The 13386-nt window shown below is 51.8% G+C and carries 15 protein-coding genes; 8 read left to right on the top strand and 7 right to left on the bottom strand.

All coding sequences use genetic code 11. From position 1 onward, the window contains the following. Nucleotides 1–124: 124 nt before the first annotated feature. Both OGV75_RS16835 and rimL read left to right on the top strand, forming a co-directional pair. Nucleotides 125–349, top strand: a complete 225-nt coding sequence (locus OGV75_RS16835; protein WP_003833168.1) for an HP1242/YdcH family protein — start codon at nt 125–127, stop codon at nt 347–349. 102 nt (nt 350–451) lie between these two features. After that, nucleotides 452–997 (top strand): 50S ribosomal protein L7/L12-serine acetyltransferase, encoded by a 546-nt coding sequence (gene rimL, locus OGV75_RS16830; protein WP_286480929.1) that lies wholly within the window; start codon nt 452–454, stop codon nt 995–997. On the opposite strand, the gene ydcK is transcribed toward rimL, so the two are convergent. Beyond that, on the bottom strand, nt 989–1969 hold the full coding sequence (gene ydcK / locus OGV75_RS16825; protein ID WP_286480928.1) for a YdcK family protein: 981 nt from the start codon (nt 1967–1969) through the stop codon (nt 989–991). The genes rimL and ydcK overlap by 9 nt on opposite strands. 113 nt (nt 1970–2082) lie before the next feature. On the opposite strand from ydcK, the gene tehA reads away from it, so the two are divergent. The 3 genes from tehA to OGV75_RS16810 all read left to right on the top strand — a co-directional run bounded on the left by tehA (nt 2083) and on the right by OGV75_RS16810 (nt 4510). Next, on the top strand, nt 2083–3084 hold the full coding sequence (tehA, locus tag OGV75_RS16820) for a dicarboxylate transporter/tellurite-resistance protein TehA (protein WP_049270261.1): 1002 nt from the start codon (nt 2083–2085) through the stop codon (nt 3082–3084). Continuing rightward, nucleotides 3084–3680 (top strand): tellurite resistance methyltransferase TehB, encoded by a 597-nt coding sequence (gene tehB, locus OGV75_RS16815; RefSeq protein ID WP_049282403.1) that lies wholly within the window; start codon nt 3084–3086, stop codon nt 3678–3680. Before tehA ends, tehB begins: the two co-directional genes overlap by 1 nt. Nucleotides 3681–3835: 155 nt before the next feature. After that, the gene (locus tag OGV75_RS16810) at nt 3836–4510 is read left to right on the top strand and encodes a DUF3313 domain-containing protein (RefSeq protein WP_286480925.1); all 675 of its coding nucleotides are present in this window, start codon (nt 3836–3838) and stop codon (nt 4508–4510) included. A gap of 34 nt (nt 4511–4544) precedes the next feature. Here OGV75_RS16810 and OGV75_RS16805 read toward each other — a convergent pair whose 3' ends face one another. Continuing rightward, complete coding sequence (locus OGV75_RS16805) at nt 4545–5453, bottom strand: DMT family transporter (RefSeq protein WP_016153163.1); 909 nt, start codon at nt 5451–5453, stop codon at nt 4545–4547. Nucleotides 5454–5637: 184 nt separating this feature from the next. On the opposite strand from OGV75_RS16805, the gene OGV75_RS16800 reads away from it, so the two are divergent. Further along, the gene (locus OGV75_RS16800) at nt 5638–6507 is read left to right on the top strand and encodes an AraC family transcriptional regulator (protein WP_046275602.1); all 870 of its coding nucleotides are present in this window, start codon (nt 5638–5640) and stop codon (nt 6505–6507) included. Here OGV75_RS16800 and OGV75_RS16795 read toward each other — a convergent pair. After that, complete coding sequence (locus tag OGV75_RS16795) at nt 6490–7656, bottom strand: benzoate/H(+) symporter BenE family transporter (protein WP_286480924.1); 1167 nt, start codon at nt 7654–7656, stop codon at nt 6490–6492. The two genes, OGV75_RS16800 and OGV75_RS16795, sit on opposite strands and share 18 nt — an antisense overlap. Nucleotides 7657–7761: 105 nt before the next feature. Between OGV75_RS16795 and OGV75_RS16790 the strand changes: the two genes are divergently transcribed. Both OGV75_RS16790 and OGV75_RS16785 read left to right on the top strand, forming a co-directional pair. After that, nucleotides 7762–8298, top strand: coding sequence for a helix-turn-helix domain-containing protein (locus tag OGV75_RS16790; protein ID WP_016153160.1), 537 nt, complete (start codon nt 7762–7764; stop codon nt 8296–8298). Between the two features lie 79 nt (nt 8299–8377). Next, nucleotides 8378–10339: a peptidase U32 family protein gene (locus tag OGV75_RS16785; protein ID WP_019076832.1), complete on the top strand. Its 1962-nt coding sequence runs from the start codon at nt 8378–8380 to the stop codon at nt 10337–10339. A gap of 3 nt (nt 10340–10342) precedes the next feature. On the opposite strand, the gene OGV75_RS16780 is transcribed toward OGV75_RS16785, so the two are convergent. The 4 genes from OGV75_RS16780 to OGV75_RS16765 form a co-directional block, all read right to left on the bottom strand. Then, nucleotides 10343–10573 (bottom strand): DUF2554 family protein, encoded by a 231-nt coding sequence (locus OGV75_RS16780; protein ID WP_286481018.1) that lies wholly within the window; start codon nt 10571–10573, stop codon nt 10343–10345. A gap of 189 nt (nt 10574–10762) precedes the next feature. Then, the gene (locus OGV75_RS16775) at nt 10763–10888 is read right to left on the bottom strand and encodes a DUF2474 domain-containing protein (protein WP_003020230.1); all 126 of its coding nucleotides are present in this window, start codon (nt 10886–10888) and stop codon (nt 10763–10765) included. After that, the gene (gene cydB / locus OGV75_RS16770; protein ID WP_016153157.1) at nt 10888–11898 is read right to left on the bottom strand and encodes a cytochrome d ubiquinol oxidase subunit II; all 1011 of its coding nucleotides are present in this window, start codon (nt 11896–11898) and stop codon (nt 10888–10890) included. The genes OGV75_RS16775 and cydB overlap by 1 nt, the downstream gene beginning before the upstream one ends. Beyond that, a complete protein-coding gene (locus tag OGV75_RS16765; RefSeq protein WP_016153156.1) occupies nt 11898–13301 on the bottom strand; it encodes a cytochrome ubiquinol oxidase subunit I in 1404 nt (467 codons plus the stop codon). Before OGV75_RS16765 ends, cydB begins: the two co-directional genes overlap by 1 nt. Nucleotides 13302–13386: the final 85 nt, after the last annotated feature.

Genomic DNA, 13386 nt, shown 5'->3' with positions numbered 1-13386 from the left:
TCCTCTTCACAACCATTCTGTACACTATTTACTCGATCCCGTTCGCATTTTTCTGTAAGTCAAGTGGGTACTCTGGAGGTGTGTATTTCTTATACACGTTCTTTTCCACTAACAGGGAGAAAGTATGTTTCCAGAATACAGAGACCTTATTTCCCGACTGAAATCCGAGAACCCTCGCTTTCTGTCCTTATTCGAAAAACACAACAGCCTTGATCATGAGATCTCCAGACTGGAAGGTTCGGATGGTCGGGGGTATAGTTTGGACATTGTTCGCCTTAAGAAACAGAAACTCCACCTGAAGGAAGATCTGCTCAAAATATTGCAAAAAGAGAGTGTCAGTGAGAGCTAAGTAAAACGGCGCTTGCTGTGTAAAAGGGCTTCCAAAAGGGAGCCCTTCCTGTTTTTATTTGATGAGCAGGGTGGCCTGCTTAACCATCATAATGGAATGAAAATGTCAGAAGTGATTACCATCAATGACACGCTGGAACTGCGTGCCGTAGAAGAGCAACACGTCACGCCTCTGCATCAGTTGGTGCTTAAAAATAAAAGCTGGCTCCAGCAGTCGCTTAACTGGCCGCAGTTTGTTGCGTCTGAGGAGGACACCCGCAAGAATGTGCAGGGCAATATGATGTTGCACCAGCGCGGTTACGCCAAAATGTTCCTGATTTTTGCGCAAGAAAATGTGGTCGGGGTTATCTCGTTTAACCAGATAGAACCGCTGAACAAAGCGGCTTATATCGGCTACTGGCTGGATGAGGAGCATCAGGGTAAAGGCATCATGTCCCAGGCGCTACAGTCCTTAATTCATCATTATGCGCAGCGTCAGGAGATTCGCCGCTTCGTGATTAAATGTCGCGTAGAAAACGTTGAGAGCAATCAGGTGGCGCTGCGTAATGGCTTCCAACTGGAAGGATGTATGCAACAGGCGGAATTCCTTAATGGTGATTACTATGATGTGAATCTCTACGCCCGCATCATTGATGGCTCTTCAGAATAAACCTGCGATAGGCGTGCGCGTAATGCGCTGTTCACCGTTAATCACTTTCGGTCCGCGTAGGTGAATGGTATCGCCATCAAACGCTTGGATATGCGCCTGACCGGCTATCTCAATGTGATGCTCGATCAGCACTTCGCCCAGCACGCAGACGTGGCCTTCAATCAGGATGTGGTCGTCTAACTGGAGCGGTCCACCGCGTAATTGCGCATGACCGCCGACCAGCACGTGGTGTTTCAGCACGCAGTTACCTTCAACTACCGCGTGCTCCGCCACCTGCGAACTGTAGCGTAGGGTAGGTATGGCATCTTCTTCGCTCCCGGCGATGACGCGCGCATATCCATAGACTTTGGCGCAATCGCAAATCCAGACATTGTTCTCTTCATTACCTTCCACCTGTGCGAAATCAAAAACTTCCGCCCGATGTTCAATAAAGGCATAGTTGATTTTCGCATCGCCATAGATCTGCGCCTGATGCACCACTCGTGAGTGGCTGACAAAAGCCCGATCATAAATTTGCAGGAGCTGGTCGTTTTCACGGGTTAGCCCCCTGGCGGCGATGATTTCAGAGTCACACACCACGCGCGCATCACCAAAGACAAGGCACTCGCCGCGAACCACAGAATCCTGAATGGTGACGTTGTCACGTATTTGCGCGTTATGACTGATTTCAGCCCGGTCAATCCACACGTCATCGCTAATTTGCGCGCCATCTCTGACCACGCTTGCCTGAGTAATGCGGGCGTTTCCTGTAATCGTCGCGCCGGAAAATGCGAGCGCGTTTTCATCGTAAATCCAGCAATCACCGCTTTGTGACAGCACGCTTTCATTGTCGATCCAGCCACCGGGCGTGCTGGCCTGGACATCATTAAAATCAGTGAGCGCAATGATTTGGCGTAGTAATACGCTTTTTTTATTGCCATTATCCTGGTAACTAAAGGATCGAGACTCATCGCTGAGACGATATTTGGTCATAGCTCATTTCCATGTTGCGCACCTTAGTTAAACGTAGCAAAGTTTTCCGCACTGGCTAAATCAGCGGAAATTCCATAAAATGCATTTCAAATATACTTTAAAAAATAAACAAAATGAGTAAGAACAAGCAGAGTGAGCGGGTCCTCAATCTTCCGGCCGGTTATTTTGGCATGGTACTGGGCATCATTGGGATGGGGTTTGCGTGGCGTTATGCCAGTCAGGTGTGGCCAGTGAGTCACTTGATTGGCGACGGTTTAGTGATCCTCGCAATGGTCATTTGGGGGCTGCTGACGCTGGCTTTTCTGAGCCGTTTACTACGTTTTCCGCATAGCGTATTGGCGGAAATTCGTCACCCGGTGATGAGCAGCTTTGTCAGTCTGTTTCCGGCCACAACGATGCTGGTCGCGATTGGTTTTGTCCCGTGGTATCGAGCGCTGGCGATTGGGTTGTTCAGCATTGGCGTGGTGATACAGCTGGCCTACGCCGCCTGGCAAACGGCAGGGTTGTGGCGTGGATCGCATCCAGAGGAAGCCACCACGCCGGGTCTGTATCTACCGACCGTCGCCAATAACTTTATCAGTGCAATGGCCTGTGGCGCACTGGGTTTCAACGACGCAGGATTGGTGTTTTTGGGCGCCGGGGTTTTTTCCTGGCTCAGTCTGGAGCCGGTGATTCTGCAACGTTTACGTAGCTGCGGTGAGTTGCCTGCGGTGTTACGTACTTCACTTGGCATTCAACTGGCGCCTGCGCTGGTCGCCTGCAGCGCCTGGCTTAGCGTTAACGGTGGCGAGGGCGATACGTTAGCCAAAATGCTGTTCGGCTATGGTCTGCTGCAACTGCTGTTCATGCTACGGCTCATGCCGTGGTATTTGTCACAGCCATTTAATGCATCTTTCTGGAGCTTCTCGTTTGGCGTGTCGGCTCTGGCGACAACAGGGCTGCATCTGGGCCACGGTAGCGAGTCAGGATTTTTTCATACGCTGGCGATCCCACTGTTTATTTTTACCAATTTTATCATTGCATTATTACTGGTACGTACGTTTGCATTGCTGATGCAGGGGAAACTGCTCATCCGCACGGAGCGTGCTGCATTACTGAAATCTGAGGATAAATAATGACCCTTTGCGACGAAAACTACTTTACTGAGAAATATGATTTAACTCGTACGCATTCCGATGTTGTTGAAGCGGCAAAAATTGTTAAGCCAGGTAAAACGTTAGACCTGGGCTGCGGTAACGGTCGTAACAGCCTGTACCTTGCGGCAAACGGTTATGACGTGACAGCATTGGATAAAAATCCCATGAGCATCGCTAACCTTGAGCGTATCAAAGCGGCGGAAGGGCTGACCAATCTGCACGCGAACGTCGCGGATCTCAACGCATTACGCTTTGACGGCGAATATGATTTTATTCTTTCTACCGTTGTGCTGATGTTCCTTGAAGCCAAAACTATCCCTGGCCTTATTGAAAATATGCAGCGTTGCACTAAACCGGGCGGATATAACTTAATCGTCGCGGCGATGGATACCGATGATTTTCCTTGTACCGTGGGTTTCCCGTTCGCGTTTAAAACCGGAGAATTGCGCAATTATTACAGCGGATGGGATCTGCTGAAATATAACGAAGACGTGGGTGAACTTCATCGTACGGATGAAAACGGTAATCGAATTAAACTGCGCTTTGCCACAATGCTGGCACGCAAAACTGCCTGAACCTCCCGCCTGGGTTAACTCTTTCTGCGCTCAGCATTTTTTGTGCCGGGCGTAGAGAGAAAATTGTGCGGTGTTTACCATTTTTAGTACATCCAAAATGAAACGGTTTTGCTATCCTTTTTAAGCATCATTGCGAAAACTAAAGGGATCGTTTCATGCGTACTCAAACTTTATTTAAAGTTGCAGTGCTTACTGGCTTGTTGGCATTATCCGGCTGTGCGTCAAAAGTGACTGCGCCGGATAAATATTCTGGGTTTTTAAAAAATTACTCTGATTTGAAGGAAACACAATCAGCATCGGGACAAACCGTACTCCGTTGGGTTGATCCGAGCTACAACGAATCCAAATATGACAACATTGTATATAACCCGGTAACGTATTATCCGGTTCCTAAACCTACCACGCAGGTAGGGCAGCAGGTTCTTGATCAACTGCTGACCTACACCAATACCCAGTTGAAATCCGCCATCAGCAAGCGTAAGCCCCTGGTTACTACCCCTGGGCCACGTAGCCTGATTTTCCGCGGAGCGATTACCGGTGTTGCAACGAGCAAAGAAGGACTGCAGTTCTATGAAGTGATCCCGGTTGCGCTACTCGTTGCGGGAACACAAATGGCAACGGGTCACCGTACCATGGATACCAACCTCTATTTCGAGGGTGAGTTGATTGATGCGGCGACCAATAAACCGGTAGTTAAAGTTGTACGTAAGGGTGAAGGTAAAGATCTGAGCAACGAAAATACGCCGATGACATTCGAAACGTTGAAGAAAGTTGTTGATGACATGGCGACGGATGCCACCATGTTTGACGCGAACAAAAAACCACAATAATAATCAACGCACCATCTCAGGATGGTGCGTTTTTTTATGCCACCCGGCGTCGATAGAATAGTTTACCCATCAGCACTTCTGGTCGGGCAAACATCACCATATTCCCCAGTAAAATCAACACTAATCCGGCAATAGCGTTAACTTGCCAGACGTATCCTTCATACAATGTTGACAGCGTTAGCGCAACCAGCGGGAAAAGCAGGGTGCTGTATGCCGCCCTACTGGGACCAATGCGCCCTACCAGTGTGAAATAAGCGCCGAAAGCAATCACTGAGCCAAAAATAGCCAGATATAACAGCGCGCTGAGATAGCTGAATGTCCACTGTGGCGTAAAATTGTCCCCGCGCATCAGCGCAATGGCAGCGATCAACAGCGTGCCGTACAGCATGGCCCAACTGTTGGTCGTTAACACTTCCAGCCCTTTTTTCTGGTGACGCATGCTGATCATATTACCCAATGAGAAACCGAAGGTTCCAAGGGCGCTTAAGCCGATACCCAGCAGCAAGGAATGATTGAATCCGCTGTTGAGCAAATCCTGCCAGAACAGAGTCACAATGCCCGTCAGTCCGAGACCGGCTGCGATATAGAAACGCAGCGGTGGTTTTTGCCCAAAAAAGATGAAGCTATTGACCGCATTGAACAGGACGGCCATTGAGAAAATCACCGACTCCAGGCCGGTATTAATCCAGGCCGCAGCCGTATAAAAACACCAGAAGTTGAAGCAAAAAACGCATCCACCCTGTAACAGACAAAACAGATGATCGCGACCAGACAGTTTGCGTAATTTACCGCTAACCAGCAGGATCACTATCATCAGCGAACTGGCAACGGCGAAGCGCCAAAAGATAGAAACCGGCGCAGAAACCGGGCCCTGCTGCAAATAAATCGCAATCCATGTCGTTCCCCAAATTACCACCACCAGGCAGTACAACAGTGCGTTCATACAACTCTCTCTTTTTTGGATTCAGGTTCACACTGTGTCATGTCTGGCGGCAGGAGGCTTTCATCGGTTTGCGGCGGACTTGCAAAATCTTGCGCTTTTTTAGCGTAAAAGCGAAAAGGAAGCTGTTAACAATATGTGGCTGTTATAGACTGAAAGCCTGCTAACTTATTTTGAATGTGATGGTATGCCTCAGCCCTACGATGCCTTTGAAAACTTACGCAAACATAATGCCGTGCTGCATGAATCGGTTGCGTTACATTCAGGGATCCAACTGGCGGCCTGGTCAAACAAGCGCGATACCATCACCCAGTATTGCGATCACCATACGCTCAGTTTATATATCGCGGATGGCTACGAGAGTTACCACAAAACGGCGGGGGGCTGGAAGAATGGCGGCGGACCGGACCGTTTTTGCCTGATGCCGAAAGAGAGCGAGTCAAGTTGGGATATCCGCGACGATCTTTCCTTTGTTCATCTCTATTGTACCGACGAACATCTACGCGAAGTGGGTGAAAAAGTCTGGGATAAAAGCCCCTATAGCTTCACGCTGGACGAGCACACGTTTGGCAGTGACCCGGGGATCACGGCGGTTTACCGTCAGTTTCTGCTTGATAACGACTGGCAGCAACCGGCCAATCACCTCACGCTCAGCGCGGCATCTTCGCTACTGTTAACGCATCTGATCCAGCATTACAGCAACGTCCAATGGCGACTGCCCACCGTCACCGGGGGACTCGCGCCCGTCACCTTGCGTAACGTGCTGGCCTATATTGACGCGCATCTGGCGTACCCAATCACCCTGAACGATCTGGCTAGCGAGGCGGCGCTTAGCGAATTCCATTTTGCCAGAATGTTTCGCCAGTCGATGAATATGGCACCGCATCAGTACGTGATGCAACGTCGTATGGCGCTGGCGCAGCATCTGGTCTGTTACACTTCACGCAGTTTGTCAGATATTGCGATGACCTGCGGATTCAGTTCGGCAAGCCATTTTAGTAACCGATTTAAACAGGTAACCGGTAAAACGCCAACGCAGCTACGTGCGGCGAAATAACGTCAACACGGCGTAGCAGATACCGCCTACGACCAGCCCCCAGAATGCAGATCCAATCCCCAATAACGTCAGGCCACTGGCCGTGACCAAAAACGTAACGATGGCTGCGTCGCGTTCCGCTTCATTATGCAACGCCTGATACAAACTACCGCTAATCGTCCCGAGCAAGGCCAGACCGGCCAGCATCTGGATCCAGCTTACGGGCAGTGCCGCCATTAGTCCTGTGACTGAACCGCCAAACACCCCAGCCAGAAGATAGAAGACGCCAGCCGCGGCGGCGGCGAGCCAGCGTCGTTTGGCATCAGGATGCGCTTCGGGACTTTGGCAAATTGCGGCGGTTATGGCGGCAATGCAGATGGAGTAGACGCCAAACGGCGAAAAAATCAGCGCCAGCAGGCCGGTAAAGATAATGAGCGGTGAAACGGGTAATGAATAGCCCGACGCATTCATAGTGGCAATACCTGGGGCATTTTGCGAAGCAATAGTAACCAGAAACAGCGGTAGCGCAATGCTGATACTGTGGGCAAATGAAAAGTGTGGGGCTATAAACGCAGGCATGACCGGCGACAAATCCACTCCGTTTGTGACAATGTCACCTTTTATTAGCGCGATAGCGATACCCGCCAGCATCGCGGCGATCGTCGCGTACCGTGGGGCTGTGACTTTAAATACCAGCCATGCCACCAGCATACTACCGCACAAAATAAGCTCACTGTTGAGGCTATTAAAGGCCTGCAGACCAAAGCGCAGCAGGATCCCGGCCAGCATGGCTGATGCCAGTGAGTGGGGGATTATTTTCATCAGACGGGCAAACAATCCGGTTATGCCGCACAGCACAATCAACGCGTTAGCTACGATAAAAACGCCGATAGCATCCTGAATCGATACCCCGTGCAGACCCGTAACCAGCAGCGCGGCGCCAGGTGTTGACCAGGCCGTGAGCACAGGAGCGCGATACCATAACGTCAGCGCCAGCGTACTGACGCCCATTGCAATCCCCAGCGCGGTCATCCAGCCCGCGATTTGATCGGTGGTCGCACCTGCGGCCAGGGCCGCTTGCCAGATAATGGCAGCCGAGCTGGCGTAACCGACCAGGACGGCCACAAACCCCGATAATACGGTGGGTAGTGGGATGGAAAATGCGCGCATAGTCACTCCGTGTGCGTTATAACGGTCAATCAATGTAGCACTGTGCGTTATAGCGTACAAGTGCTAAGCTGTAGCCTTGAGAAAGGAGAGTCAGGAAGGCGAAAAATGGAAAACTTAACCCACTATCTGGCCACAACGCTCCGCACGCTACGTCACCAGCGGGAATGGAGCCTGTCACGTTTAGCGGAGGAAACCGGCGTGTCAAAAGCCATGTTGGGGCAGATTGAGCGCAACGAATCCAGCCCAACGGTGGCGACATTGTGGAAAATTGCTACCGGACTGAACGTGCCATTCTCGACGTTTATTTCACCGCCAGAGTCAGACGGCGCGCCAACATTCGATCCCCAGCAGCAGGCGATGGTCGTCACGCCATTGTTTCCGTGGGACCCACAGCTGTGCTTCGATCATTTTTCGATACAGCTGGCACCCGGCGCACTCAGTGAATCGACTCCGCATGAAACCGGCGTTATAGAGCACGTGGTGGTGATAAATGGGCTGCTGGATATGTGTATTGAGGGGCAGTGGCGCACCATGAAATCCGGCGAGGGGGTGCGTTTTGCGGGAGACAGGGCGCATAGCTACCGTAACAGTAGCGAACAAACGGTTCACTTTCATTCCCTGATCCATTACCCGCGCGGTTAATCGGGAAAACTATTCCGAAAAGCCGCGCTTGTGACTACAATAGCCGCCATTTTTACCACTTGTGGATGGTAACAACTGTATGCGCCAGCAGCCTCATCACCTTGAATTGTTAAGCCCGGCCCGGGATACCGCCATTGCACGTGAAGCCATTTTGCACGGTGCTGACGCCGTTTACATTGGCGGACCGGGTTTTGGCGCGCGTCATAACGCCAGTAACAGTCTGAAAGATATCGCCGAACTGGTGCCGTTTGCGCATCGTTACGGGGCGAAAATCTTTGTGACGCTGAATACAATCTTGCATGATGATGAGCTGGAGCCCGCACAGCGATTAATTACCGATCTGTATCAGACCGGCGTTGACGCCCTGATTGTGCAGGATATGGGGATTCTGGAGCTGGATATTCCTCCCATTGAGCTGCACGCCAGCACCCAATGTGATATTCGCAGCGTCGAGAAGGCGAAGTTTCTTTCTGACGTCGGATTCACCCAAATTGTCCTCGCGCGCGAACTGAGCCTTGAGCAAATAAACGCCATCCATCAGGCTACGGATGCGACTATTGAATTTTTCATTCACGGTGCGCTGTGCGTCGCCTATTCAGGCCAGTGTTATATTTCACATGCGCAAACCGGACGTAGCGCTAACCGCGGTGACTGTTCTCAGGCTTGTCGCCTGCCGTATACCCTGAAAGACGATCAGGGGCGCGTCGTATCCTATGAAAAACATCTGCTGTCGATGAAAGATAACGATCAGACCGCCAACCTCGGCGCGTTGATTGACGCAGGCGTGCGCTCCTTCAAAATTGAAGGGCGCTATAAAGACATGAGCTATGTGAAGAATATTACCGCGCATTATCGTCAGATGCTGGACGCCATTATTGAAGAGCGCGGCGATCTTGCCCGTTCTTCAGCCGGGCGTACCGAACATTTCTTTACTCCATCCACGGAAAAGACCTTCCATCGCGGCAGCACCGATTATTTTGTGAATGCCCGTAAGGGGGATATCGGCGCATTCGACTCACCAAAGTTCATCGGTCTGCCGGTTGGCGAAGTCCTGAAGGTGGCAAAAGATCATCTCGATGTTGAGGTAACAGAACCGCTGGCCAACGGGGATGGTCTGAACGTGTTAATCAAGCGTGAGGTCGTCGGATTTCGCGCCAACACCGTTGAAAAAACGGGGCACAATCGTTATCGGGTGTGGCCGAATGAAATGCCCGCCGACCTGCACAAAGTGCGCGCCAACCATCCGCTGAACCGCAATCTCGATCATAACTGGCAGCAAGCGTTGACCAAAACCTCCAGCGAACGCCGCGTCGCGGTCGATATTGAGCTGGGCGGCTGGCAGGAACAGTTGATCCTGACGCTCACCAGTGAGGAGGGGGTGAGTATCACCCATACGCTGGACGGCCAGTTTGAGGAAGCGAACAATGCAGAAAAAGCGTTGAGCAACCTGCAGGATGGCCTGGCAAAACTGGGACAAACGCTGTATTACGCCCGTAATATTCAGGTGAATCTGCCGGGAGCATTGTTCGTGCCGAACGGTCAACTGAATCAGCTGCGACGTGAAGCGGTCGACATGCTGGATGCAGCTCGTTTGCAAAACTATCAGCGCGGTCGCCGTAAACCGGTTGCCCAGCCGGCGCCGGTTTACCCGCAAACGCATCTGAGCTTTCTGGCTAACGTCTACAACCATAAAGCGCGAGAGTTTTATCACCGTTATGGCGTGCAGTTGATTGATGCCGCCTATGAGGCGCATGAAGAAAAGGGCGATGTGCCGGTGATGATCACCAAACATTGCCTGCGTTTTGCGTTTAACCTGTGTCCGAAACAGGCGAAAGGAAATATCAAAAGCTGGAAAGCCACGCCGATGCAGCTGGTTAACGGCGATGAGGTCCTGACGCTGAAATTTGATTGCCGACCGTGCGAAATGCACGTGATCGGCAAGATGAAACATCACATTCTGAAGATGCCGTTGCCGGGCAGCGTGGTGGCTTCCGTCAGCCCTGAAGAACTGCTGAAAACGTTGCCAAAGCGTAAAAGCTAACGGTTAGCTCTGATGTGTATCGGGTTTGCGTGATTTTTGCCAGTAATGGTGTTCGCGAAGATCGGCGGCGGATTCTTCCGCCGTCATTCGTAGTTCATCGCTGTCGGCCGTGTGTCGTAATAAGTGATCGGCATCCTGCACCTGAAGATATTCATTTCCCTGATTAGTAGCGAGAAGCTGACCGGAAAAAAGCGCGCTGGCCAGCAATAACACCGTTAACCCTTTCTTAAACATCATGCACCCTCTGGTACGTTAGCTGCGGAATTGACGATAATTTCGCCATGTGACTATTCAATATTTTAATCGGGTTAATGACAATCTCTGTTTTGTCATTTCGATGTTTTTTACATTTTTGTTTAGATAACGTTGGGATTTGTCACAACCGGGCAGTGCAGCGCTGCCCGGTTGTTATCAGAGAGAGAATCAGGATTTAAATCCGGCGGCCGTCATCAGGAGACGAAAGAACATACCAACGGCGGCCAGGGCCAGCACGCTGCCGCCCCAGAGGATCACCAGCCACATCAGGCGTTTCCAGATTGTTTGTTGCATCAATGATACCCCTCACCATGTTGAACTTTGCCGCGGAAAACGTAGTAGCTCCAGAAGGTGTACACCAGGATTATCGGGATAATCAGCAGCGCGCCAACCAACATAAAGCCCTGACTCTGCGCCGGAGCTGCCGCCTGCCACAGCGTAATGGACGGTGGAATGATGTGGGGCCAGATACTGATCCCCAGCCCGCTGAACCCGAGAAAAATCAGCCCCAGCGTCAATACAAAAGGCAGCGTATGGCTGTTTTGCTGACCCAGCGAGCGCCACAGCCAGAGGCTAATCAGCGCAACCAGGAGCGGAACCGGCATCAGGAACCACAGATTAGGCAGGCTAAACCAACGCTCGGCAATGGCGCTGTGCGCCAGCGGCGTCCACAGACTGATAATGGCAATGACAACCAGCATCGCCAGCAGCAGTTTTCTTGCCACGCAGCGCATTTTATCCTGCAACGGATTTTCGCTTTTCATCACCAGCCATGTTGCCCCCAACAGGGCGTAGGCTACAACCAGGCCCACGCCGCAGAACAGGGTAAAGGGGGTCAGCCAGTCGAAAGGACCGCCGCTGTAGCTGCGTCCGGTGACGGAAAACCCGTTGAGTACGGCACCGACCACAATACCCTGAGTGAATGTCGCGAGGATTGAACCGCCGAGAAAAGCTTTGTCCCAGAATGGTCGATGCGCCGGCGTGGCTTTGAAGCGAAACTCAAACGCGACGCCGCGAAATATCAGGCCGATGAGCATCAGGGTCAATGGGATCGTCAGCGCATCGACAATCACCGCATAGGCCAGGGGAAAAGCGCCGAATAATCCGGCGCCACCCAACACCAGCCAGGTTTCATTACCGTCCCATACCGGGGCGACGCTGTTGACCATCACATCGCGGTCATCCGCATCCGAAATCGCAGGGAATAAAATACCGATCCCGAGATCAAAACCGTCCATCACGATATACATCAGCGTGGCGAACACGATAATTACAAACCAGATAACTGATAAATCGATACCCATTAGCGGTGTGCCTCCGGTTGAGAATCGAGAACGACAGCAGAAAGCGGCCGCGCCGGCGTGCCTGTTGGTGGAATGGTCGGCTCATCTTCCTGTGGTCCTTTACGGATCAGGCGGATCATGTAGCTGTAACCCACGCCAAACACCGAGCTATACACCACAAAGAAAGACAGTAGGCTGATGCTCATATGTAAATCACCATGTGCGGAAACCGCATCCGCCGTACGTTGCAAACCGTAAACCACCCACGGCTGACGGCCAACTTCGGTGGTCACCCAGCCAGCAAGGATGGCAATCAGACCGGAGGGCCCCATCCACAATGCAAAACGCAGGAAAGGACGTGAGGTGTATAGCCGCTCCTTATAACGCAGCCACAGGGCAAACGCGCCCAGCAGGATCATCAGCATGCCTAACCCTGCCATAATGCGAAACGACCAGAACACGATGGTGGAATTGGGCCTGTCTTCCTTCGGAAATTCTTTTAACGCCGGGACCTGTTTATCCAGACTATGAGTCAGGATCAGGCTGCCCAGCGCCGGGATTTCCAGCCCATAGCGGGTGCGCTCCTGCTCCATATCCGGCCAGCCGAACAACAGCAGCGGGGTCGGTTCACCGGGCGGATTTTCCCAGTGTCCTTCAATCGCCGCAATTTTTGCAGGCTGGTGCTTCAGCGTATTCAACCCGTGCATATCGCCAATTAAGGCCTGCAGCGGAGCGACGATTAACGTCATCCACAGCGCCATTGAAAACATAGCGCGAATTGCTGGCGTGCTATTACCGCGCAATAAATGCCATGCGGCTGATGCCGCGACAAACAGCGCGCTGCTCAGGAAGGCGGCAACGGACATATGCAGCAAACGATAAGGGAATGACGGATTGAAAATCACGGCGAACCAGTCGACGGGAACAACTTGCCCGTTAACAATTTCATAGCCCTGTGGCGTTTGCATCCAGCTGTTGGAGGCGAGGATCCAGAAGGTAGAAATAATAGTACCCAGCGCAACCATACAGGTCGCGAAGAAGTGAAGTCCTGGGCCAACCCGATTCCAGCCAAACAGCATTACCCCAAGGAAGCCCGCTTCGAGGAAGAAGGCGGTTAATACTTCATAGGTCAGCAGCGGCCCGGTGATGCTACCGGCGAACTCGGAAAAACCACTCCAGTTCGTGCCGAACTGATAAGCCATCACCAGCCCGGAAACCACGCCCATACCAAAGTTTACGGCGAATATTTTCGACCAGAAATGGTATAGCGAGCGCCAGGTCGGATTTTTCGTTTTTAACCATAACCCTTCGAGCACCGCCAGATAACTGGCGAGGCCAATGGTAATCGCCGGAAAGATGATGTGAAAGGATACCGTAAACGCGAACTGGATCCTCGCCAGGTGAAACGCGTCAAGACCGAACATGCTTAGCTCCGCAGGCAAAATTGATTTAGCGCAATTCTAAGGCTGCGAAGCAATGGAAGGCAGAAACAGAACAGTTCTTTTTAAC

It is taken from the genome of Citrobacter sp. Cb028 (genome assembly GCF_030336705.1).
Lineage (GTDB): Bacteria > Pseudomonadota > Gammaproteobacteria > Enterobacterales > Enterobacteriaceae > Citrobacter > Citrobacter braakii.
The sequence above is the reverse complement of the archived record's forward strand: the minus strand, read 5'-3'. Positions and strand labels throughout refer to the sequence as shown.